Annotated in this window: 21 protein-coding genes and 1 tRNA gene; 6 read left to right on the forward strand and 16 right to left on the reverse strand. The window is 60.1% G+C overall.

Features of this window, described 5'->3' with window-relative positions; genetic code table 11:
• Positions 1-200: 200 nt before the first annotated feature.
• Both ccoN and HU754_RS16070 read left to right on the forward strand, forming a co-directional pair.
• The gene (gene ccoN, locus HU754_RS16065; protein ID WP_186624717.1) at positions 201-1,628 is read left to right on the forward strand and encodes a cytochrome-c oxidase, cbb3-type subunit I; all 1,428 of its coding nucleotides are present in this window, start codon (positions 201-203) and stop codon (positions 1,626-1,628) included.
• Positions 1,629-1,646: 18 nt separating this feature from the next.
• Positions 1,647-1,865, forward strand: a complete 219-nt coding sequence (locus HU754_RS16070; protein ID WP_186624716.1) for a cbb3-type cytochrome c oxidase subunit 3 — start codon at positions 1,647-1,649, stop codon at positions 1,863-1,865.
• 410 nt (positions 1,866-2,275) lie between these two features.
• Here HU754_RS16070 and HU754_RS16075 read toward each other — a convergent pair whose 3' ends face one another.
• Positions 2,276-2,767, reverse strand: coding sequence for a hypothetical protein (locus HU754_RS16075; protein WP_186624715.1), 492 nt, complete (start codon positions 2,765-2,767; stop codon positions 2,276-2,278).
• Positions 2,768-2,979: 212 nt separating this feature from the next.
• Here HU754_RS16075 and HU754_RS16080 point away from each other — a divergent pair, with 212 nt between their 5' ends.
• Positions 2,980-3,672 carry an aspartate/glutamate racemase family protein gene (locus tag HU754_RS16080; protein WP_186624714.1) on the forward strand — a complete coding sequence of 231 codons (693 nt, stop codon included), beginning with the start codon at positions 2,980-2,982 and terminating at the stop codon, positions 3,670-3,672.
• 1 nt (position 3,673) lies between these two features.
• On the opposite strand, the gene HU754_RS16085 is transcribed toward HU754_RS16080, so the two are convergent.
• The gene (locus HU754_RS16085; RefSeq protein ID WP_093433034.1) at positions 3,674-4,192 is read right to left on the reverse strand and encodes a GNAT family N-acetyltransferase; all 519 of its coding nucleotides are present in this window, start codon (positions 4,190-4,192) and stop codon (positions 3,674-3,676) included.
• A 264-nt stretch (positions 4,193-4,456) separates the two neighbouring features.
• Here HU754_RS16085 and HU754_RS16090 point away from each other — a divergent pair, with 264 nt between their 5' ends.
• Positions 4,457-8,428, forward strand: a complete 3,972-nt coding sequence (locus HU754_RS16090) for an immunoglobulin-like domain-containing protein (RefSeq protein WP_217827556.1) — start codon at positions 4,457-4,459, stop codon at positions 8,426-8,428.
• Positions 8,429-8,646: 218 nt separating this feature from the next.
• On the opposite strand, the gene HU754_RS16095 is transcribed toward HU754_RS16090, so the two are convergent.
• Positions 8,647-8,741: transfer RNA gene (locus HU754_RS16095), tRNA-Sec, on the reverse strand.
• Between the two features lie 534 nt (positions 8,742-9,275).
• On the opposite strand from HU754_RS16095, the gene HU754_RS16100 reads away from it, so the two are divergent.
• The gene (locus tag HU754_RS16100; protein WP_186624285.1) at positions 9,276-9,551 is read left to right on the forward strand and encodes a hypothetical protein; all 276 of its coding nucleotides are present in this window, start codon (positions 9,276-9,278) and stop codon (positions 9,549-9,551) included.
• A complete protein-coding gene (locus tag HU754_RS16105) occupies positions 9,548-9,814 on the forward strand; it encodes a hypothetical protein (protein ID WP_038363058.1) in 267 nt (88 codons plus the stop codon). Before HU754_RS16100 ends, HU754_RS16105 begins: the two co-directional genes overlap by 4 nt.
• Positions 9,815-9,920: 106 nt before the next feature.
• Here the strand turns inward: HU754_RS16105 and HU754_RS16110 are convergent, their stop codons facing one another.
• From HU754_RS16110 to HU754_RS16170, 13 genes are all read right to left on the reverse strand, one after another.
• A complete protein-coding gene (locus tag HU754_RS16110) occupies positions 9,921-10,901 on the reverse strand; it encodes a LysR substrate-binding domain-containing protein (protein WP_186624286.1) in 981 nt (326 codons plus the stop codon).
• A gap of 158 nt (positions 10,902-11,059) precedes the next feature.
• The gene (locus HU754_RS16115; RefSeq protein WP_186624287.1) at positions 11,060-12,007 is read right to left on the reverse strand and encodes a peptidylprolyl isomerase; all 948 of its coding nucleotides are present in this window, start codon (positions 12,005-12,007) and stop codon (positions 11,060-11,062) included.
• A complete protein-coding gene (locus HU754_RS16120; RefSeq protein ID WP_095050701.1) occupies positions 12,004-12,474 on the reverse strand; it encodes a YbjN domain-containing protein in 471 nt (156 codons plus the stop codon). Before HU754_RS16120 ends, HU754_RS16115 begins: the two co-directional genes overlap by 4 nt.
• 17 nt (positions 12,475-12,491) lie before the next feature.
• Positions 12,492-13,121: a DNA repair protein gene (locus HU754_RS16125; RefSeq protein WP_095126576.1), complete on the reverse strand. Its 630-nt coding sequence runs from the start codon at positions 13,119-13,121 to the stop codon at positions 12,492-12,494.
• A 17-nt stretch (positions 13,122-13,138) separates the two neighbouring features.
• Positions 13,139-14,836, reverse strand: a complete 1,698-nt coding sequence (locus HU754_RS16130) for a putative porin (protein ID WP_099759024.1) — start codon at positions 14,834-14,836, stop codon at positions 13,139-13,141.
• Between the two features lie 39 nt (positions 14,837-14,875).
• Positions 14,876-15,580 carry an energy transducer TonB family protein gene (locus HU754_RS16135; RefSeq protein ID WP_093433049.1) on the reverse strand — a complete coding sequence of 235 codons (705 nt, stop codon included), beginning with the start codon at positions 15,578-15,580 and terminating at the stop codon, positions 14,876-14,878.
• A 3-nt stretch (positions 15,581-15,583) separates the two neighbouring features.
• The gene (locus HU754_RS16140; RefSeq protein WP_003201710.1) at positions 15,584-16,009 is read right to left on the reverse strand and encodes an ExbD/TolR family protein; all 426 of its coding nucleotides are present in this window, start codon (positions 16,007-16,009) and stop codon (positions 15,584-15,586) included.
• Between the two features lie 11 nt (positions 16,010-16,020).
• Complete coding sequence (locus HU754_RS16145; protein ID WP_186624288.1) at positions 16,021-17,817, reverse strand: DUF2341 domain-containing protein; 1,797 nt, start codon at positions 17,815-17,817, stop codon at positions 16,021-16,023.
• Positions 17,818-17,831: 14 nt separating this feature from the next.
• Positions 17,832-19,430, reverse strand: a complete 1,599-nt coding sequence (locus tag HU754_RS16150; protein WP_186624289.1) for a ShlB/FhaC/HecB family hemolysin secretion/activation protein — start codon at positions 19,428-19,430, stop codon at positions 17,832-17,834.
• 56 nt (positions 19,431-19,486) lie between these two features.
• A complete protein-coding gene (locus tag HU754_RS29790; RefSeq protein ID WP_093433056.1) occupies positions 19,487-20,098 on the reverse strand; it encodes a transposase in 612 nt (203 codons plus the stop codon).
• A gap of 261 nt (positions 20,099-20,359) precedes the next feature.
• Positions 20,360-21,568 carry a DSD1 family PLP-dependent enzyme gene (locus tag HU754_RS16160; RefSeq protein WP_186624337.1) on the reverse strand — a complete coding sequence of 403 codons (1,209 nt, stop codon included), beginning with the start codon at positions 21,566-21,568 and terminating at the stop codon, positions 20,360-20,362.
• A gap of 74 nt (positions 21,569-21,642) precedes the next feature.
• Positions 21,643-22,971: a D-arabinono-1,4-lactone oxidase gene (locus HU754_RS16165; RefSeq protein ID WP_186624338.1), complete on the reverse strand. Its 1,329-nt coding sequence runs from the start codon at positions 22,969-22,971 to the stop codon at positions 21,643-21,645.
• 76 nt (positions 22,972-23,047) lie between these two features.
• Entirely contained in the window at positions 23,048-23,404 is a 357-nt protein-coding gene (locus HU754_RS16170; protein ID WP_186624290.1) for a c-type cytochrome, read from the reverse strand.
• Positions 23,405-23,623: the final 219 nt, after the last annotated feature.

Consider the following 23,623-nt stretch of genomic DNA (forward strand, 5'->3'; position numbering starts at 1 on the left):
ACGGCGCAGCACGTTACAGATTCACCTGAACTCATAAAAACCATATCAGGGCGCGGCAGAACGCTGCAGTCAGCCCTTCAATCTGATCCGCACAAATCAAAGATTCCTGAGCCTGTTTTGTTTCTGGTGGGGTTTCTACAGTGCAGCTCATGCCAGACCGGGTGGCCTGGCAAGACTTTGCAACCGTGGATGAACTGACCATGAGCACAGCAACAATCGGACAGGCTTACAACTACAAGGTCGTCCGCCAATTCGTTATCGCGACGGTTTTCTGGGGTGTGGTGGGCATGGCGATGGGCGTGTTGATCGCCTCGCAACTGGTGTGGCCGGAGATGAATCTGGACCTGCCGTGGACTACCTTCGGCCGCTTGCGCCCGCTGCACACCAGCCTGGTGATTTTCGGTTTCGCCGGCAGCGCGCAATTTGCCGCCAGTTACTACGCGGTGCAGCGTACCTGCCAGGTGCGGCTGTATTCAGACAAACTCGCCGCGTTCACCTTCTGGGGTTGGCAATCGGTGATCGTGATCATGCTGATCACCCTGCCGCTGGGCTACACCACCACCAAGGAATACGCCGAGATCGAATTCTCCGGCGCGGTGTGGATGGCCGTGGTCTGGGTCGCTTACGCCATCGTGTTTTTCACCACCGTGGTGCAGCGCAAGACCAAACATATCTACGTCGGCAACTGGTTTTTTGGTGCGTTCATCCTGGTGATCGCCATGTTGCACGTGGTCAATCACTTGTCGATTCCGGTGGACTGGTTCAAGTCGTATCCGGTGTATTCCGGCGCCACCGATGCGATGGTGCAGTGGTGGTACGGGCACAACGCGGTGGGTTTCTTCCTGACCACCGGGTTCCTCGGCATGATGTATTACTTCGTGCCGAAACAGGTCAATCGGCCGGTGTATTCGTATCGCTTGTCGATTGTGCATTTCTGGGCGCTGATCACCTTGTACATCTGGGCCGGCCCGCACCATTTGCATTACACCGCGCTGCCGGACTGGGCGCAGTCACTGGGCATGGCCATGTCACTGATCCTGCTCGCGCCGAGCTGGGGCGGGATGATCAACGGCATGATGACCTTGTCCGGCGCCTGGCATAAGTTGCGCACCGACCCGATTCTGCGCTTCCTCGTGCTGTCGCTGGCGTTCTACGGCATGTCGACCTTCGAAGGGCCGATGATGGCGATCAAAACCGTCAACGCCCTCTCCCACTACACCGACTGGACCATCGGCCACGTCCACGCCGGGGCGTTGGGCTGGGTAGCGATGATTACTTTTGGCGCGACCTATCACATGGTGCCCAAAGTGTTTGGCCGCGAGCAGATGTACAGCACGCCGCTGATCAACCTGCACTTCTGGCTGGCGACCATCGGCACGGTGTTGTACATCGCTTCGATGTGGGTCAACGGCATCACCCAGGGCCTGATGTGGCGGGCGATCAACGAGGACGGCACGCTGACCTATTCGTTTGTCGAGGCACTGCAGGCCAGTCATCCAGGGTTCATCGTGCGCTTTGCCGGCGGGGTGTTCTTCCTTACCGGGATGTTGCTGATGGCTTACAACGTGTGGCGCACGGTGCGGGTGGCCGACGTTGCACTGGCGCGCAGTGAAGCGCAGATCGCCTGAGGCAGGGAGCCGCTCGTGATGGAGATTTTCTTTGATGTGTTGGGCGTGATGTTTCTATGGCTGGCGGTGGAGTACTGCTTGCGGCGGGAGACGGCGGACAGTCTGGATGAAGCGAGCATGGTGCCGTTTGCCGATGACCCCGAGGTGGCGCGGCGGGTTGAACGGGCTACCGGGAAAACCGTGAAAGCGGTGGCGCCGGAGGTGGCGAAGCCGGGGTGGGTGAATCTTGATATGTGAGGGGTGTCAGTCGGGCTGCCCTCACCCTAGCCCTCTCCCAGAGGGAGAGGGAACTGACCGAGTTGCTTGTTCGGGTTACGTCGACCTGAAATATCTAAGGTGAATGCAATCTCACAAACAATGAAGATCGGCTCCCTCTCCCCCTGGGGGAGAGGGAACTGACCGAGTTGTTTGTTCGGGTTACGCCGACTTGAAATATCTAAGGTGAATGCAATCTCAAAAACAACGAAGATCGGCTCCCTTTCCCCCTCACCCCCTGAGGTAGAGGGAACTGACCGAGTTGATTATTCGAGTTACGTCGGCCTGAAAAATCCAAGGTGAATGCAATCTCATAAACAACGAAGATCGGCTCCCTTTCCCCCTCGCCCCCCTGGGGGAGAGGGTTGGGGTGAGGGGGTAAGCCCTTGATCTTAACCGCGCTCGCGAGGAATCAGGCTTTGCAACTGCTGGGCGAGAAAGTTGGCGTCAAAGGCAAACGTATCCGGATCCTTCAAACCATTGGTCTTGCGCCACTGCCACGTGCCGTCCGGCAATCCCACCAGCGAAATGCTGCCATAACGCGCCGCCGTCAGCCCCATCACTGCGAGCGAGATCTGCCCCGCGCTGCCCATCACATCCGGCACAAACTCAACCGGTTTGCCGGCAATCACAATGCTCAGCTTCTCAGTCTTGAAGGTCGAGGTTTCAACCGGTGTACTCGGCCCGAACGCGACATAGGCCTCGCGACTCACCTCCAGCAGATTCGGCGCCTGCACCGGTTCCAGCCATTGCTGAATGTCCCCGAACAGCGCGGTAATCCGCGTGACCCAAGCAGCCGATTGCGTCTCGAACAGTTGCTTCTTGTGCGCTTCGCTCTCGGCGTAATGACGAAGCATCTCGCCCAGTTGTTGTACGTCGTCCATAGCGGTGTTCCTCGGAAAGGACCTGCAAAGGTTGATAGTGGCAGATACCAGCCCCGGCGTACGTTTAACCTGCAGCAGGTCCGATGAAGCACCATGACACTTGCGTGAAAGATCAGCGGTACAGTCACTTGCTGCTGGCATCGAAGCATGAAGAAAAGGAAACTCCGGGCAGACCTGAACGCTCGACACTGTCATTTGCCTGAGGACATCCAATGCGCACCATCGGCCTGATCGGCGGCATGAGCTGGGAATCCAGCGCCGAATACTATCGACTCATCAATCAGCAAGTCCGGGATCGTCTCGGCCCGTTGCGCTCCGCGCAGTTGCTGATGCACAGCGTCGATTTCGGCCCTGTCGAACAAGCCCAGCACGCCGGGCGCTGGGACGATGCGGCGGCGATTCTGGTGGATGCCGCGCACAGGCTTGAAGCCGGCGGCGCCGAATGCGTGGTGCTGTGTACCAACACCATGCACAAGGTTGCCGAGCAGATTCAGGCGGCGATCAGCATTCCGTTTTTGCACATTGCCGAACCGGCCGCACAGGCGGCTCTGAACATAGATGCCCGCACGGTCGGATTGCTCGGCACCGCATTCACCATGGAACAGGATTTCCTCAAGCAACGCCTGGTCGCCAAGGGTTTGACCGTGTTAGTGCCGGACGAAACAGAGCGCAAGGATGTACACCGGATCATCTACGACGAACTCTGCGTCGGCGTGATCAATGAACAGTCGCGGCAAATCTATCAGCGGGTGATCGAATCCCTCACCGCGCGTGGCGCGCAGGCGATCATCCTCGGATGCACGGAAATTGGCATGTTGGTCAAACCCGAACACAGCGCCCTGCCCCTGCTCGACACCACCGAACTGCATGCGCAGTCGGCGGTGGCGTTCGCATTGGGCGACTGATTCAGGTTTTCGGACGAGTGCGCAGGCGGGCCATGCTCAGGGTGTCGACCCATTGCCCGTCGCGCACCGCGTAATCGCGGAACAGGCCTTCGTCCTCGAAACCGAACTTGCGGTAGAGGCCGATGGCCGCTTCGTTATCGGCATACACGGTGAGTTCGACGCGGTGCAGATTCATCCAGTTGTCGGCAACCTCCAGCGCCGCCGCCAACAGCGTCGAGCCCACGCCTTTGCCCTGCCACGCCACAGCAACGCCCATACCGAAACTGCCGGCATGCGCCCGGCGCATCCGTGAATGAGCCTCCAGCCCCAGATTGCCGATCACCACACCCTGATGCAGCGCAACCAGCTTCACCGCCCGTTCGTTGTCCGCCAGCAGGCGCTGGCGCCAGACCTCAACGGACTGAAACGGCATCTGCAGCACCTGACGCGCCACGGCTGGATCGTTGTACAGCGCAGTGATGCCCTCAATGTGCGACTCGTTGAAACGCTCGAGGTGAATGGCGGGGTTGTGGTCTGGCATGGCGGATCCTTCCTGGATCGATGTGTGGCCGATCACTCTAAACCGCACCTGACCCGTCTGGCGAGAACGAAAACGGTAGGAGCGAGCCTGCTCACGAAAGCAATTGTTCGGTCGCCAGTTTCATTGATTGGAAGAAAACGGATGCCCGCCCTACTCCATACCGTATGTCGGATTTCAGCGCGTACCTGTCAGATCTGACAGGTGCGCATTCTGCCGTTTAACCGTTCAATCACTCCGTCACTTCCCCCCTACGGAGTCAGCGCCATGTCCAGCCCCAACAAACCCCTGCTACTCAAGGAACTCGACATCCCCGGGCGCAGCAAAGACCCGGTGTCGACGGATCCCGATGTCTGGGGCATCAACATCGCCGCGGCGCTGGACAACTTTCCGCTTCATGGCCTGCTGTGCCAGGCGGGGCCGTGGGGCAACATGGCGGAAGGCGACAGGTTGACGATCTTTTGGGGCACCGGGCAGAACGTCTGGGTGGAAACCGTCAACAAGGACGAGGTCAACACGCAACTGCGCATGTTCGTGGCTTCCCGGCACATGGTCGATGGCGAGTTTGCGGCGTCCTATTCCGTCAGGCCGCTGGGCGCCAGCAAAGATGAACCGTCCGAAGTCATGCAGGTGCTGGTCAAGCTGACGCGCCCGGGCGGCCATGATGACAACGGTGACGGCGGGCACTCCAAGCTGATCATGATCATTCCCCAGGACATTCTTGACGGCGGCATCGACAAGGACAACGTGGCCGATGGCGTGAAAATCAGCATTGGCGAGGCCGATGGCGTGAAAATCAGCATTGGCGAGGCCGATGGCACAGAGCCCTATCCCTGCGCTGCGGCCGGCGATACTTGTCGCTTGAGTTGGGGCGGGAGCTACGTGTTCAGTGAGCCGCTGACCCAGGAACAGGCCGAAGGCAAGGCCCCGATCATCATCACCATCACGGAAGCGGTCATTCGCGACGCCGGCGATGCAGAGTCTCCCGGCGTCGCCGTGGTGTTCGAGGTGTACGACAAGGTCTTCAACCGTTCCGAGGACTGGAGCCCCGAACAGCGTGTGGTAGTGGCCGTTGATGCGACCCGGCTGATCGCGCCGCTGCTCAAGGAAACGCAGAACAACGTGCTGGACGTCGACAAACTGGGCGATACCGATGGCACCGTGCAAATCATCGCCACGGATACGAGCAAGTTCAAAGTCGGAGACAAGGTATTCATCAGGATCAAGGGCACTCCCGTCGAGGGGCCGCCGATTGATTGGGAACCGTCAGCAGGCGTCGAGTTGAAAAGTGTGCCGAGCATTTTGGAAACCACGGCTCCCAACGCCGTGCTGCGTCAGTTGGCCAAGTCCCAGATCACTTTGTCTTACCGCCTGGAAAAAGCCGACGGCTCCGCCGATCTGAAATCCAAAAGCCAATTTATCCGCGCCATCGGCGAAGTCCAGCGGCTGGCCGCGCCGAAGGTGCTGGACGAGGACTCCGGAGCGCTGGACCCGACACTGCCCCAAATCCGTCTCGAGTTCCCCTTCGACAAATCCTTTGTCGAAGGCATGCTCCTTAAGCCGGTCATGCTCGGCACCACGCCCGGCCTCAAGCCGTACCTGCCTGAGCTGCCAACGCGCCCCATCACCTACAACGACATCGTCGCGGCCAAACCACTGTTGTACAACATCGACGGCAAACACATGGCCCCGGTCGACGGCGGCACAGCGGAGTTCTACTACCAGCTACTGATTTCGAGCGCGGTGCTCGCCACGCTGGACCCGTTCGAGGCCACCCGCGCCATTCGCGAGTCGATCCACAGCGACATCCTGCGCGTCGGCGAACCACGCCTGGAACTGCCGCAACTGGAAGTGGCCGGCGTGGTGGACGGCGTCCTGCCACCCGACACCGCCGGCACCACCGCGACGGTGATCTACAAGGAAACGGTCCCCGGCGATGAAGTGCTCCTGTCCTGGCTCGGCTCGATCACCGGCGAATACCCCGACAGGATCAAGCTGAACGAATTCACCGCCGGCGAGGAAGTGCCGTTCACCATTCCGGCGGCGATGATCAAGGGCAACGAAGGCGGCAAGGTAAAGGCCTCGTACAAAATCGAACGTGCGGCGGGCGGGACCAGTCATGCCGAGCCGTTGGAGTTCGGTGTCGGCGTGGCGCTGGATCTGAAAGAGCCGAAAATCAAGGAAGCCCCGAACGACAGCAGCCTCGACCCGCTCGCTGCCCAGAGCGCACTGACGGCGGTGATCAACTATGACGGCATGCAGGTCGGCGACGACATTACCGCCAATTGGAAAGGCGCCCCCGGAACACTGCCCGCCGGCTCGCACACCACGGATCCATGGCCGGTCACCACTGTCGGCCCGCAGGAAATACCGCTGGCCGTCTCGGTGATCGCCTTCAACCTCGACAAGTCAAGCACGCTTGACTACTCCGTGAAGCGCGGCACCCAGGATCCAAAAGACTCGCGGACTCGTACGTTGGCGGTGTTGCCAATTGCCCAAAGCCATTTGCCCAAGCCGCTGATCGTGCAGGCATCCGAAGCAGGCGAAGGACCCGAACTGGACGTCAGCCAATTGACCACCAACGCCACCCTTCGCGCGAACAGTTACCCGCATATTGCGTTGAGACAATATGTCTGGCTCAAAGCGAAAGGGACTTTAAAAGGCGGAGGTGTGTACTCGAAAACCTTCTGGCAACCGCCGAATTCGCAAACCAATGCGACGTGGATCAACCAGGGTTTTTACACCCACGCATTTCCGCTGGCGGACTTGCAAAGCCTGGAAGATGGCAGTGACCTGGAATTGGAGTTCAAGGCAGCCTTCGGCGGTAGTCAGGTTGAGAGTGAGGCCGTGACGTTTGCGCTGCGCACTTACTCGATCAGGGCACTGGATCTGAAAAACCCCGTTATCAAAGAAGCCAACGGCAACACCCTCAACCCCTTCGCCGCCAAGGACACGCTGACTGCTGTTATCGCGGCTTACTCAAACATGATCGGAACTCAAGTGAGCGTGACCTGGGCAGGCACATCCGGTGAGGGCAGCGTTACCGTCGGCCCGATCGACGTGACCGCACAAGCAGACAAGGAAATCCCCCTGCCCAATTCAGTGGTGCCGTTCAATCTGGGAAAAACGGTGAAGGTAACTTGCACCGTCACTCGTAATGGCACGCTGCTGGGCTCCAAGGAAGTGACACTGACCGTACAGCCGATAGTCGATGGCGATAACAAGCTGCCGACCCCGACCATCGATGGAGCTCCCGACGAGGAGCTGGATCTCACCGATCTTGCCGACGATGCCCGCACGCGCATCGCCATGTGGCCGCTGATTGCCGTCGGCCAGAAATTCTGGCTGCGCTACAGCGGAATCGATGAGGACGACAATCCGTATGAGCGACTGTTTTATGACGGCGTCACTGTGGAGTTTGGCGACCTGAATGGTTTGTTGCCACTGGCCCCTGATGAGGAACTACGCACACTGAAGGGCGGCTCCGAGTTAAAGATTGAATTCAAAATCAGCTACGACGGTAGTACCAACGAAAATCAAGCAGTGACCTCCCCTATCAGGAGATACACCATCATGGCCACTCCGAAACTTTGCATCGACACCACTCCCCTTATTTTGGACGGTACCAATGTAATCTTGACTGATCCGCAAGGTCGCTGGTCGCGAACCGCCGATTCTACTGGGGCGATAGAGCGTAGAGCCGCGTGCGGAGGAACTCCCCCCTACACATACGAATCAGAAGACCCAACCATTGCTTCAGTCGATGATAGAGGTGTTGTCCGTAGCACCGGAAATGGCGAAACAATAATCTCTGTTAAAGACTCCATGAATGTGGCCATAAGTTTCGAGGTGAGGACATCCAATGTTTATGAGCTAGCAATAACTGCGCAGACCTTTCCAACATGTATGGATGCCGCGGCTGGCATAAGCGCCGTGGGGGGAACTATGATCGACAATGAAAACGCTGCGGAAATGATAAAAATCATTACAGCGTTGAGTCATGCGTACCGCCCTCTCCAGCCCCCCTACGCTTCAAATGTTACTGAGAGCTTCTACACTGGCAACCTCATCAGCGACGGTTACCCCAAACAGTACTGGGAAGTGATTGCTAGGTCCGGCTTATCAACGGTCCATGAGTCTTATGGACCGGGCTTTGTATACTCGGCGTACTGGACGCATGTAAATGGGAGCAGTGGCGGTGGAAATTGGTATAAATTGCGCGCAATTTACCTCATGTGAATCTAACCGTCTTAGGGGAGCCCTCAGGGACAGGCCACGTTTCTCCCAGAATAAAGGGGACGCATTTATTTACCAACCCCTTATTTTCAAGCAAACTTTCGACGCCCAGAGCGAGCTCACGACTACCGCAAGAAGCCTTCCAGTTTTTGCCAATGATTTAAACAGTGGACTAAACAGGGCCAGACTACATTTTGCGATCTTTTGCTTTGGGAGAAACCTGGCGGAAGGCTACCGGAGTCGAAACTGCCCGGGAACGGATGCCTTCCCCAGCCGGGTTTGAAGCCCGGCCCACCACCGCGCGCGAGTGCCTTCCTTGAACTCATTGTGCGTCGGCGTGGGCCAGCGCGTTGTCGGGGGCGGATCTGGCGGGACTCACCGAGGCGACTTGTCAGGCCGACGCGGTCAAATATTCCTGATACTGAATACAGCGTTGGCTGGTGGAACATCGATTGGTGGCGCCTGATGATTTTGTCGCCGTGGGCTCTGCGATATTCAGCCTCATTGGAAGCTCATCAATCGTCATCGCGAATAACCTTTCTCCTACAAGAAAGCCCAGCAAACTCCGGAAGAATGCGGCGGTTGACTGACCTGCCCTCACTCCCTATCCTCGCGCCTGTCACGACTCATTCGTGATCGGGTTTGACGGCCTGAACAATCCAGGACGCACATTGCTTTCCAACGTGCGCGCGCACTCCTGTGTCCGACGCGCTGCTCAATGGTGACTGTGTGCGGGGCATCTTCGGGTGCGCCGGGTGTCTTGGACCGGTCCGTCAACCTGCACACAGTTGCCACCTATTCGTTTGACGGCGATGAAGTGGCAGTTCTCCGACTTCCAAGAGGCTGCACCATGACCGATCCAACCACAAAGTCCAAACCCTGCGACCAAGTCGCTCACCACCCTTTCAACATCCGACCCGACATCTCGCTCCTCGACGCCCTCGAACACGCGGCCGTCTACCTCAACTGCGCCGAAACCCTCGCCCACCAAGCCCCGAGCGTCGCTCGCCCGGAACACAGCAGCTCGATGCGCTGGGCCAGCCAGCAAATGCTTGCCAATGCCCGCGCACTGATGCTGGCCGCCATCGCTCGTGTGCACGCCGCGCAGGCCCGGGGTGACGTATGAGCTCGCACATTTCGATGACGCACAACGAGGACAGCATTCCGGTCCTCCTCGTTTCCACTGAAGCGCCGCTAGACGTATTGCACAGCAGCGCCGCCAGCCGCTTTCTCGCAGTGACGCAAATGATGGAAAGCCTCGCCAGCCTGGATATTTCCTCGGCCAAAGGCGCCGACGTGCAGCAACTGGCGCACGCGGCGGCGATGTTGCTGCGTGATGGTTGTGATGTGATGGATGTGTTGGGGCGACAGATTCGTTTGCGGGTTTGATCCGGGAATAACGATTCTCTTGCTCGCGATAGCGGTGTGTCAGGCAACAGAGAAGTTGAATGTCAGATTGCTTTCGCGAGCAGGCTCGCTCCCACAGGAATTGTATTCAGGGCTGGAACCATTCCTGGCGTTCGTTAAAGGTGTGGTGGATGAGGTCGGTCAGGGTTTGGACTTCGCTGATATTTTGTGAGTCCGCGTTGACCGCCAGCCACGCCTGCAATTGCATAGGCTCTTCGAACAACCCCGGTAGCGCAATCAGGCCTCGATCAAACCGGCTCATATACGCTGGCAACAACCCAATACAAGCGCTGCAACGAATCATCTCCAGCATCAACTCATAAGACTGCATCTGCACCACCCCGGCCAACCGCTGTTCAACCAACTCATTCCACGGCCGGAAGCTGTCGATCTGCCGGTCGTGTTGCCATTGCACCAGCATGAAGTCGGCGAGGTCATCAGGCGTGTCAGGCCGCGCAGTGACGCGGGAGTAGCGTTTGGCGATGTGTGGCAGGTAATCGAGGCGCGCCAGCGGTTGCGGTTCGCTGGTGGCGAAGGTCGGGCCGGGGTACGGGGTTTCGCCGTGGGCAAGCCAGAGGACGATGTCGGCGCTGACGGCGCGCAGGGACAGTTCGCTGTCCAGCGCGATGATTTCCAGACGCACGCTGGCGTTACGGCGCAGCAGTGCGATGAGATCGCGGCCGAGGATGTCGTGGAGGATCGATTCGGCGACGGCGAGGCGGATCAGCGGTTGTTCGATCACCGGCAGTTTGCGTTCGTTGGCCAGCGCCACCAGTTTGGCCTGTAGCTGTTGGCCTTCGCGGGTGAGGCTCAAGGCGCTGCCCTGAAAGCTGAACAGGGTGTGTTGCAGTTCTTGCTCAAGCTGGGCCAGTTGTTTGCGCAACAAGGTCGCGCGCACGTTGAGGCTGCGCGCGGCTTGCATGAAGCAGCCGCAGCGGGCGCTGACGAGGAAGTATTGGGCGACGTCGGCGTCGATGGTCGCGGCGTGTGCGAGCCACGGTTCGCTGTGGTCATGTGGCCAGCGGTAATCGTTGGTGCCCGGTCGTCCTGCGGGTTCGGTGAATGACATCGATGACTCCCTGTCGATCTTTGTATTTGTCGTTACGCAATTCCCCTGTAGGAGTGAGCCTGCTCGCGATAGCGGTGTGTCAGTCGACATTTCTTAACCTGACACACCGCTATCGCGAGCAGGCTCACTCCTACAGGGGGTTTGTGGTGAAGGTGAAATCAGCGTTTTTCCTCGAGGACTTTGTTGAGTTCAGCGCCGTCGATGCTCAGGGTTGCGGTGTTGAGCATGCCGTCCAGGTAGGCTTGGGCGATCTGTTCCTGACGCTGCGCACGCAAGGCTTGGGTCAGTTGATCGCGCAGTTCATCAAGAGTTGCGGCGCGCGCCGGTTGTTGCTCGGTGAGCTTGATCACGTGGAGCCCGGCGGCGCTCTGGACGGGATCAGAGACTGCGCCAACCTTGAGCCGCGCCACTGCACCACGCACCTCCGGGACCAGTTGCTGCAACGGTTGCAGGCCGGTATCCCCACCGCGTTCAGCGGTGACGCGATCCTGCGAATATTGTGTCGCCAGTGCAGCAAATTCCGCCGGTGTCGCCTGCGCTTTCTTGCTCAGCTCAGTGGCCTGCTTGCGCACAGCCTCAAGACCTTGCGGATCATTCACCCCAAGGAAAATCTGGCTGACCCGATACAACGCCGGCGTCTGCCAATTCGTCTTGCCCGCGTCATAGGCCTGCTGCAACTCAGCCGCACTCGGGTAGTCTGCCGGCACCTGGCTGACCGAACGCAAGTAATCACGGAACACGATCTGCTCAGTCGCTGCCCGAGTTTGCCGCGCAACCTCGGGACGCTGCGCCCAGCCCTGCGCATCGGCCTGCTCGAGCACCGCTTTCTCGGCCAGACGCGTGCGAATCCACCGTTCCAGCGCCTCACGATTGCCGCGCAATTGTTCGCGGGTTTCCGGCGGAACGGTAGCCAGCAACGCCTGAAGTTCCGCAGGGGTTACCTGCTGATTACCCAACCGCGCCACCGCCGGCCCCGTTGCAACCGCCGCTACGGACGACGATTGCTGGGCGGCGACCGGGTCACTGCCCGGTCGCACCACCAGCGCCACGGCCACCACCAACAGCGCCACGGCCGCAGCGCTGATCACCATGGCTGGCTTCTTCACAGCGCGACTTCCTCTTGCTCGGCGACAGCCACTTTCGCGGTGGATGCTTGCGCTGCCTGAGTGAAATCACGCAGGTAGACGATAAATTCCTGCAACAGGCGATCCCACAATTCCAGGTTGCCGCGCAGGTGATCGTTGCTCACGCCCGCCGCCACGACCACATCCATTTCCATCACCAGAAACTCGCCCTGCAACGACAAACGCGCAAAACGACGGCTCGCGTTCCACTGCTCGGCCACACCCTGTGGCAACTCACCCTGCACCCGCAGCGCACAGCTGAAAGTGAAATCGACGTAACTGCCCTGCTCCACCGCCGGATTACCAAAACGCACGGCGTAACCAATGCCCTGGCTGGCGCTGAGCAACTGGACGATGCCGTTCTGCTCGGTTTCGTTGACGCGATAACCGGCCGCTTGCAGGACTTCGGTCAGGGATTTTGGCGATACGTGGCTGATCAATTGAGTCATTGTTTCTTCCTTGTTTGTCAGTGCGTGAGCGCGGCTTGCGGCGCGTCGAATTGAGTCTTGTAGAGGTCGTCGCCAAACCCCTGAGCCAGTTCATCGAACTTGACCCGGGCACTGCCCGCGAAGGGCTGGCGGATCTTCATCACCTCGGCCACGTCGATGTTTTCGTAGGCAGTGAGGATCTGTTTGGCGACGCCGTACATCTGCTGATTCTTGACTGAACATTGCTGCACTTGTGTGTCACGTTCAGCCAATTGCGCTTGAAGCTTAGACCGTTCTGCTTCTTTGGCACGGGCCAGCACCAGCAACTCGTCATAGGCCTTTTTGAACTTGCCGGTCTGCTCGGCGCTGGCCGCCACTTGTGCCTGCGCCTGGCTGTGCAGGCTCTGCTGCTGCCCGGCCAGTTGCTCAGCGACGCCTTTGGCCTTGGCCAGTTCAGCGCTCAATTGCTTGATTTGCGCCTGCGCAGCCTTGGCTTCGTTTTGCGCCGCCAGTTGCGCGGCGCTGGCCTGGGCCTGCTGACTTTGCAGGGCCTGCAACTGTTGCGTGGTGCTGCGCAATTGCGTGCGCAGGCGCTCTTCCATGCCTTCGGCATTCACCCCGGTGGCAATCAACAGCCCGAGCCCGAGCAACACAAATCGCGTTTTCATAACCCTCTCCCGGCGCCTTAGAAGCGCGTGTTGATCTCAAGCTGCAAGACGTCGATGTCGAACGGCGCGCCGTACACCGCTTCGGTACTCATCCAGCGACCGGTCGCGTAAACGTTCTTCGCCAGACCATAGTTGCCGCCGATGAAATAACCCTTGGCGTTGGTGCCGCCGAGGTGGAACGACGAGTCGTTGAAGCCGTCCGGCAAGGCATCCGGCTGGATGTACTTGTAGCCAGCGAACATGTTCCAGTCGCCCTGCTTTTTCAGGTCCAGCGCGCTGCCGAGGGTGAACTGCACCATCCACGCATTGGCGCCGCTTTCAATGTCGCCGTTGCTGTCGAGGTTGTTGACGATCTGCCCGGCCGAACGCTTGCGCATGTCGCCTTCGTCGTACGCAAGGTTGTGGATGTAGTTGCCTTGGCTGCGCAGTTTGAAATCTTCTGGCAGGTCGGCATCCCAGACCATGTTCAGATCAAGCAGATTGAATTCCGAAGCGAGGCCAACAAACTGCGGCTGCGGCGTAGTGGTCGGGTTGAGCGGGTTCGGCGTGATGTCGCGCAGCAGGAACACGCTGTTGCCCTTCTGCATGAACGCTGCGCGGCTGCCATCGCTGTCGCAACCTGGCGCGCCGGCCCACGGTTCGCAAGGGCTGGAACGCTGGCCTTGAATGTCGTCGAACCGGTAGTAAGCCAGTGCGCCTTTCAAACGGTTGTTGCTGTTGATTGCCCACTTGGCGCCGATCTGCGCGCCGTACAGCCACTTGTTGTCGCTCTCTTCCTTGTCGAAGCCGTTGCTGCTGGCGGTGTCGTTGGTGTAATCCACCGGGAACGCACCGACGGTGCCGAACACGCCCCAATCGCGATTGAGTTTGTGGTCGAAAATCGCTGCCACACCGTCGAAGTTCAAGTCGTTGGAATAGAGCATGTCGGTGGACATGAACGGGTTGGCGAAACGCCCGCCGGTCAGGGTCAACTCATCGGTAGGCTTCCAGTTCAGGTAGCCCTGATCGAGCCAGATATCCTTCTTGGCGAAACCGCCGCCGAGGCTTTGTGTGGTCGACACCGGGTTGTTGTCCGAGCCGGTGCCGATGCGAATGCCGGCAGTCCATTGCGGCGAGATCTCGGCTTTCATGCCCAGCCGTGCGCGGATGCGGAACTGGTTGGTGCGGTCTTCGCGGGTGTTGAGCAGCGGCGGCAGATTGGTGCTGCTGTTCGGGTTAACGTCGTACGGGCCATTGTTGTTGAGCTTGGCGAAGTCGACGATCTCGTTGCTGTTGCTGTCCGAGTAGTAGCGCGATTCGTCACGCAGGCGAATGTCGCCGTCGAAACTGATGCGCGCTGCCCATTCCGGGAAGCTGTTGGGTGCGGCCCAGTTTTCCTGTTTGGCGGTGGCCATGACTTCGGCTTTGACCTGGTCGCGGATCTGGTCGCGCACCGCTGCCGGCACGTATTGCACTCGGACGTCGCCCGGCGCAGCGACCGGCCCGGCCGCGACTGCGGTGGATGCGGCGGCCTGTTTGGCCTGGGCCGCTTCGTTCTGCGCCTGAGCGATCAGCGCGTCGGCCTTGTCCTGTTTCAGAATGCCCTGCTCGACCAGCAAGCGGATCAGATTGATCGTGGCGTTCTCCGAGGGCGCAGGCGCTGCCACGGCCTGACCGACCAGGGTCGCAATGACCATGCCGACCGCCAGGGACAATCGATTCACATTGGAAATCATCTGCACACAACTCCTTTTGGCAAAGCGTAAATAAGTGAATTAACCCGGACGCCGCCCTTGCAGGGACAGGCGCACAGGCAACGTGATGGAGGCCGGTGGCCGTTCGCTCAGCGCCGGCGCACCGCGTAACGCGGCCAGCACTTGCGTATCAATTTCGGGGTTACCGCTGGACTTGATCAGCTCGACCCGGGTGATTTCGCCGACGCCGCTCAGCCACACGTCGGCCTGCAGCGAGAACGCGAGGTTGCGCAGCTCAGGGTTTTCGCGCAGCAAACGCTGGAAGGTGAACGCCAGAAACTGGCTGTACGTGCCCGTGCCCAAACGCCCGCCGCCGGTCCCGGCCATGCCGCCGCCCTTGCCCGCGCCGATGTTGAAGGCGTCGTTGCCGCTTTGAGCGTCACCGTCCATTTGCATCGGGTTGGCCAGATCGTCCGCCGGTGATGGCGGTGCTTCTTCCTCGGGCTTGACCTCTTCTGGCTCGGGCGTTGGCTCGGGCTCGACGACTTTTTCTTCGACCGGGGTTTCCGGCTCCGGCGGTTTTTCTGGCGGCGGAGGTGGCGGCGGTGGCAACGGAATGATCGTCGGCACCTTCGGCGCTTCGCGGCGGATGCCACTCATGTCGTTGGCCCACTGCCAGAGGAACCACGCAGCGAGCGCGCCGATGAGCAAGCCGGCGCCCCACTTCGCATAACGCAGCGCTGGTTTTTTTACCGGCAGCGGCTCGATCGGGAGTTGTGCGGTCATGACTCAGCCCTGACTCGGTTTGCCGGTCACAAGACCGACCTGGGACAGTTCGAGCCGGCGCAACAGATCCAGCACTTCGATGACTTTCTGGTATTGCACGGTCGCATCGCCGCGCACGATCACCGGGAAATCCGGGCTCTGCGCCTTCTCGATGCGCAGGCGTTCTTCCAGTTCAGCCAATGTCACCGGATAGGCGTCGAGGAACACCTGGCCGCCGTCGTTAACCGAGATCGCCTTGGTCTTGGCCTCGGACAGCGACACGGAGGCGCTGGCCTTGGGCAGGTTGATCTGGATCCCGGAAACCTGCGCGGTGGCGGTGAGGATGAACATCACCAGCACCACCATCAGCACGTCAACCAGGGGCGTGATGTTGATGCTGTCCACCGCGGCATCGTCATCATCGTCGTGGGAGGCATTTACAGACGCCATGTCAGTGCTCCTCAGGCCGGTACGGAGTGATTGGCGTGATGGCCGCGATGCGACGCTTCACTGAACTGGCTCTCGCCGTGCATCTCCGCCAGGCGGGTGATGAACTCGTCGACGAACACGCGCATGTCGGCGCTGACTTCCTTGTTGCGGGTGATCAGGCGGTTGTAGCCAAACAGTGCCGGGATCGCGACGAACAGGCCCATTGCCGTGGCCAGCAACGCAGCAGCCATACCCGGCGCGATGGCGTTGATATTCACGTCGCCGGCCATCGCCGTGCCGAGGAACACCACCATGATCCCCAGCACAGTGCCGAGCAGGCCGATGTACGGGCCGCCGGCGATGGCGTTGGACAGGGTCGAGAGTTTCGAGCTCAGTTGCTGGTTTTCCCGGGTACGTACGCCGTCCATGGAGCAGCGGATGGCTTCGATGGTGGCCGCTGACACCGACGAGGTATCGGCGCCCTGCTCGCGACGGGTGCGGATCTCTTTGACCGCCACCAGGTACAGGCGCCATAGCGAAGAATGCTGCAGGCGTTGGGCGAGTTGCGCGTCGTCGGCGAACATCTCCAGACGCGTGCCGACCTTGGCGAACTGCACGCGGAAGTCTTCGTTGGCGGCAGTGACGCGGCTGAGGCTGCGGTTCTTGCGCAGCATGATGATCCACGACTGGAACATCATCAGCACCAGCACGGCGATGATCACCCAGGCATCGATCGGCACGGCGTTGAGCAGGAAACCGAGGCTGCCGAAACCGAAACCGGATTGCTCTTCATCAACGCCGTAAGCGACCAGTTTCGACTCGGCGCCTTGCGAGGTGGCGTCGGCCAGCAGCAGTGCTGCCGGACGTGACACTTTCGACAGGCGCAATTCGTCGATGGCGCCCACGAACGGCTGAAAAGGACCTTCGTGCACATCAGCGCCGATGGCCATGACCGAGTTGAAGTCCGGCATCGCCTGGGCAAGCGTGGCGGCTTCGCGACCATTGATGAACAGGGCCACTTTGGAACCTTCAGCAGTCAGCGCAACGTGCTGCCATTGGCCCGGATTCAGCGCTTGCGTGGCGACGGCGCGTTGGCCATCGATCTCCACAAACGGCACGCCTTGGTTTGCTCCGATCAATAGACTGTTGGCGCCTTCGCGACGGGCGAGAATCAGTTGCTCGCCACTGGCCTGATCCAGACGCAGCCAGGCACTGAAGGTGAAAGCGCTACCAGCGTTGTGTTGCAGCGAAGGACTGGCCGGCAGCAACAGCGGCTGGCCGCTGAACTGCAAGGCGCGCCCTACTACACCGTCAATCGCCGCGCCGGTCGCGCTTTGTGCGGTATTGCCGTAAGCCGTGGTGTCTTTGGCCGGGGTGCCGGTGGCACCGTCGAAGTGATACAGCGCGGTGTAATTCGGGTCGAAGGTCAGCTGGCCGTTGCCGGTGGCCGGGGCCTTCTGATTGCCGTAATACATCCAGATGTCCTGGCGCTGAGCGCCCTCGACATTCGGCACATCGACCCAGATCAGCGCCATGCCCATCAGCGCATCAAAACTTTCGATCTGGTGGTTGAGCACGGTCTTGTCATCGACGGCGACAAAGCGCAGGTCCGCGCCGTCCTCTTTCACCCCATCGAAGGTGAAGTTGCCGGTGTGCAGGCGCACCAGCAGCGCAGTGCGGCCAAGAGCCTGATTGATCGCCGCACCTTGCGGCGTGGTGTCGACGGCGATCTGTTTGCGGTAGTGCCAGTCGTCCTGCCACCAGGCCTGAGCCGTGGCCGGGAGCACGAAGCCCAGGCAGATAAACAACGAAAGAATGAGGCGCTGCATGAACGTGCTCCTTGTCAGAAAGTGGCTTGAAGGTTGAAGTGCAGGCGCGATTCCTGCTTCGAGGTGTTCGGCCCTTCGAGTAGCGGGTAGCCCCAGTCGAGGCTGCCGGACAGCCATTTGCTCAGGCTGGCGCGGGTGCCGAGGCCGACGCTGGCCAAGGCGTAATTGGCGTCCTGGTCCGGCAGTTCGTCGCGCAGATACAGTTGTGCGCCTTCGGCAAAGGCATAGAAGCGCCAGTCCTGCACCCACGTGCCGGCGTACTTGGCCAGCGACGGCGTGCGCACTTCCTGGCTGAGCAGCAAGCCGTCATCGCCGGTGCGTTCGGCAGCCAGATAGCCACGCACCGAGGTCGCGCCGCCGGCGGAGAATTGTTCGTTGGAAACCAATGGTCCGGAGGCCAACTGGAACGCTGCTTTGCTCGCGCTCTGCCAGTCGCTGTCGAAGGTCCAGGTGTAATTCGTGTCGCCCTTGAGCACAGCGAAACTCGGCTTGGCGCGGTAGCGCTTGTAGTCGAAGTCTTCGTCGGAACTGCCGTAGCCGAAAATGCTACGAGTGGCGGCTACCAGGCTCAGACCGAGGCCGAGCTGGCTCTTCTCGCTGTAGCGATAGCCGTTGTAGGCGAAAGTGAACGGGGCGTATTGCAGTGGGACTTTGTCGCTCTCGCCGGACAGGGTCAGGCGTTCGTCGAAGTCCTTGAAGTCGATGCCGGCCGACAGCGAGTTCGACCAGTTGCCGCTGGAGGGCAACGTGTAAATCGCCGAGACGCCATAGGAATGGCCCTTGCCCAACACGTTGCTGCCGCCGATGGTGGCGACGTTGCTGTCGGACTGGTAACCGGAGAACTGCACGCTCCAGCGATCCGTCAGCGGCGCGGTATACGAACCCGACCAGACCTTGGCGTTGTCAGTGTCCTGCGGCGCGGTGAAGTAAGTCAGGTTGATGCTGTGGCCGAGTTGCCAGAGGTTGTTGTAACCGAGGCTGGTGACGGTGCGCAGCTTTTCGGTGTCGGCGCTGTAGTCGTTGTTGAGGCCGACGCTGGCGGTCCACGGGTTTTGATCTTCGACCTGCAAATCGACGTCCATGGTGCCAGGGCGCTGGCCTTCGCGCACCAGCGGCATCACCTGGCGGCCCGGCGTCTTGTTGAGCTGCGCCAGTTCACCCTGAACCTTGGCGAAGTCCGGCACCTCGCCTTCTTTCAACGCCGGCACGTCGTCGCGGATATCGAGCGGCGAATAGTGTTTGGCGCCGACCACACGTACCCGGCCGACCTTGGTTTCGCTGACTTGCAGGTAGACGATGCCGTCGGCGACGGCTTGTTCCGGCAACTCGACGAACACCGATTGATAACCGCGCTCCTGATAAGCCTTCTGCAATGCGTCCCGAGCACCTTCGATATCCGTGAGGGCTTTTTGCGGGCCGAGAAACGGGTACACCGCCTCTTCAATTGCCCGCGCGTCGAGTACGGTGTTGCCGCGCACAAAGTACTCGTTGACGTCGACCAGACGCTGGGCTGCTGCGTTGCTGGCAGCCTCTTCGGCCAATGCCGGCTGCGCGCCCGCCGTCACCAGCAGCCAGCCCCACAGCGCCAGCCGTGACTTGAAAATCGGTTCCACACTACCCCCTGAATTCGCGATGACCTGTTGGCGTTTCGAACGCCGCGTGTATGGCGTCAATTGCTGGCTGTCGAGGCGCAGGCGTGTTTGCCCAGCCACGTGTGCAAAAGCGCGAAGTTCAACGAGAACTCGGGCATTTGCAGCAAGGCGCCGCAGAACACTTCGCCGATGATTTTTTGAATGAGCAGCACCGCGCGCGGCTCGTTGAGCAACGTGGCGATGTCGCGACTGAGGGCGTTGAAGCTCCAGACTTTCTGGTTCAGGCCCAGGCCAACGAACCAGCGGAACAGCAGGTTGTAATTGAGCTGTTCATACAGTTGCTGTTCGCTGGGCACCGAATACAGCAGCTGCAGAAGCAGGATGTGCATCACCGTTTGCGCGGGTATCAACATGCCCGGCTCGGCATTGAGGTCGTGCAGGAGTTCGCGGTGGGCGTCGAACAAGTCGTCGATCTGCGGGCGCAGCAACACCAGCGAATGGCCCGGCGGAATGTAGCTGGAGACCTCTTTCAAGGCGCCCTGCCAGTCATCCTGCGAGACGATCCAGACCCACGGCGCGCCGTAGCGATACACCGAAACCGGCTTCTTGCGCGCGGCTTCAACGATCTTCGACAGGCGTTGATCGAGTTCCTGCATGCCCACTTTCGAGTAGCGTTCCATAGTCCCCATTGCCTCACTCCCGGCGTCCCGCCTCGGCTTGTGAAAAGCGCCCCGTTGGGCCCCTCAAGCGCGTTACATAGGCATGACCGGACTGGCGATGTGCTACCGAACTTTTGTCATAAAAGCTTCATTACCGCGTATGGGTGTACACGCATCCAATGTAGGAGTGAGCCTGCTCGCGATCGCGGTGTGTCAGCCAAATAAATATCAACTGACAGGACGCTATCGCGAGCAGGCTCACTCCTACAGGGGATTTGTGGTGATTTTGGGTCAGGTGTAGACCGGCCAGGTATCGACGATTTTGCCGTTGCGCACGGCCAGCAGGTCGCCGAATTGCAGCAGTACGGACTCGGTCTGGGTCGGGCGCAGGAAGACTTGATCTTCGATGGTCAGGCCCACGGCGTTGGAGCCATTGACCATCTCTTGATTTGAGCTGCGTCCGTAGACGCTGTTGCTCTGCAAACCGGCTGGCGATTCGAACTCGGCCATCCAGTTACCGCCGTAGATGAAATAGGTCTGGCGCTGATTCTGATCCCACCACGACAACAGCTTCGACCTGTCATCCAGTGCCGGAATATTCACCGCGCCTGTGCTTTTCAAGACTGGCGTGGCGATGTAAGTCGCGGGCACATGCTCGGTCAGCGACGGCAAATCGTAGTGCGTCGGTTTGAGCATCGCCGTGCCCACGGAAACCTCGGTACTCAGTTTCTCGTTTTCGTGAATGCGATAACTCGGGCTGCCGGCGGTATTCAGGCACAAACCGTCGTGCCACAACGCCGGGAACTGCTGCCGGGTGAAATCGACGCAACGCTGATAAATCACCATGACCTTGGCGAACAATTCCTCCGGTGAGCCGAGTATTCCCGGTACACCCATGCCCACAAACGGGTCATAGCCCATGAACCCGGCGAACTCCAGATGCTGCGGGTTGGCGCTGATCAGCGTGAGCATCTGCCCCAACACATTTACATCACTGACGCCGCCACGATGCAGGCCGACATCCAGCTCGATGTTGATGCGCATCCGTGTGCCCAGGCCTTGGGCGAGTTGCAGGTATTGCTGCAAACGTTCGGGACCGTCGAGCAGCCATTGCAGTTGCTTCGTCGGATCGAAAGAGCCTTTGTGGGATTGATAAAACAGCTCAGCCGATCTCACCGGCAACGGCTTGCCGAGCAAGATATCGGACTGCGGAAACACCTGTGCATCGTGATTGAGGAACGGCTGATGGAACGACATCAGCTTCTGTGTTCCGGCCCGTTGCCCGATGTAGCTCAACAGTCCCGGTGACGGCAGCGACTTCTCCACCAGCCGCAGGTGTTTGCCGCCGCGTTTGACCGACTGCATCACCACATCAATGTTGTGATCGAGGCGATCCAGATCGATCAGCAGCACCGGGCGCATAGGCCCCTTTTCCTTCAATTCCTTGTTCAGCGCCCGGAAGTATTCGCTGTACGGCGCGCCGCGATCGCCCGGCCGCAGCCACGCGCCAACGCCGACCAACAAAGCACCGACACCCAACGTGCCGAGCAGAAAATTGCGCCGATTGACCGCCATCAGCTCACCCCCAATATCGACGCCAGATACGCATTGAGAAACCGTCCACTCGGATCAAGCGCCTGACGCACGTCGACAAACTCGCGCCAGCGCGGATACAGCGGCTGCAGGTTCTTCGCGTTGAGCGTGTGCAATTTGCCCCAGTGCGGCCGGCCGTTGTACTTCCAGAAGATCGGCTCGACCGCCGCGAAGAAGTTGTGATGATCCATCTGATAATGCTGGTGTACCGAGATCGAACAGCTGTCGCGGCCCTCGAACATACTCAGCGGAATGTCGTCAGCCTTGACGTAGCGGTACTCGATGGGAAACCAGGTGCGCAGGTCCTTGTCCTGAATCAGCTTGAGAATCTCACGCAGGCAGGCCGGTCCGTGTTCGGCAGGCACTGAATACTCCATTTCGTTGAACCGCACCGTGCGCACATTGGCGTAGATGTCGAAGGAGTCGCCGACGCGGTCATCGAAACTGGCCAGATGACGCAAGCTGTTGAGCATTGTGCGGCGCAGGTCGGGGAAGTCGCTGGCGTATTTGTCGATCTTCTCGATCAGGGTGACGAACGCGTTGCCGCCCTCTTCTTCCGGGCTGATCGGCGGCGTGGCCGGGTCGTCGGTTTCGTTGAGGGCGATGGACAAGGCGTAATCGGAATGCGTGACGACGAGCATTTCCCAGTGCTGGTTTTCACGGGTGTTCTTTTCGAGGTCTTCCAGCAGCTCTTCGGTCTTGGCGATCCACTGGCGTTCGCGCAGGCGATAGGCCGGGCGGTTTTGCAGGCGGACTTTCGTGGCGACACCGAGTGCACCGAGGGAGACGCGGGCGGCGTTGAATACTTCGGGGTGGCGCTGGCTGTCGCAGTCGAGCACCTCGCCACTGGCGGTCACCAGTTGCAGGCCGCAGACGTGGGCCGAGTAGGACTGGAAGTTTTTGCCGGTGCCGTGGGTCGAGGTGGCAATGGCTCCGGCCAGGGTCTGGTAATCGATATCGGCCATGTTCTGCAGGGCTTGGCCGATGTCTTTCAGTGGCTGGCCCATGCGTGACATGGGGGTGCCGGCGGCGAATTCGGCTTGCAGGGTTTTCGCATCGTGATCAAGCAGACCGTTGAAGTAACTCAGCGACAACAGCGTGCCGTCGGTGGGCACCAGCGCGCTGAAGGAATGCGCCGAGCCGACCGGGCGAATCTTGCCTTGTGCCTGCTGGATCACGGCCACCAGCTCATCGAGATTCTTCGGCGCCAAGCGCGCCGCTGGCAAACAACTCTGCCCGCCCGACCAGTTGCGCCACGGAATCAGCCGTGGCGCACGCAGCAATTGACCCAACGCCGGATGACTCGCCAACGCACTGAACGCGCCAACGATACTTGCCCGTTGCAACAACTGACGCCGTGTCAGATCCATCGTCATGCCGGGCACCTTATTGTGGGAGCGGCTGGTCGGCCATGAAGCCGATCAATTGCAGGAATTGTTCTTCCGAGCACTCGACGCACTGGCCCATCGGCGGCATGCCGTTATAGCCGTTGATGGCATGGTCGAGCAGCGTGTCGGTGCCTTGCTGGATGCGCGGCTCCCAGGCTTTGCGATCACCGGTTAGCGGCGCATTGGCGGCGGGATTGGCGTGGCAGAGCTGGCAGCTGTTGGCGTAGACCTGCGCCAGTGCCGGGTCTTTCGGCGCGGCGTTGTTATTGACGCTGGCCGGGGGTTTGGGATCTTCGCCGCAGCCAGGCAGCGCCATGGCCAACGCCAGCAGTAGAGTGAGTCGGATTGCCCGCATAACGGCCTCGCTTATTGTTGTGCTCACACCTTAAGGCAGCGGCTGCAACGATTTGAGGGCATTGCGGGACAGCGAGGGGGGCAAACGGGGCCAGTTGGGGTTCACAAGCGGGGCTAAAGAGGTCTAGGCTTGAAACACAATTCCAAGACATACCCTTCTTTCAATGTGGGAGCGAGCCTGCTCGCGAAAGCGCCGTGTCAGTCGCCGAAGTTTGACTGA

Origin of the sequence: Pseudomonas zeae, from assembly GCF_014268485.2 — a bacterium.
Taxonomy (GTDB): Bacteria; Pseudomonadota; Gammaproteobacteria; order Pseudomonadales; family Pseudomonadaceae; genus Aquipseudomonas; species Aquipseudomonas neuropathica.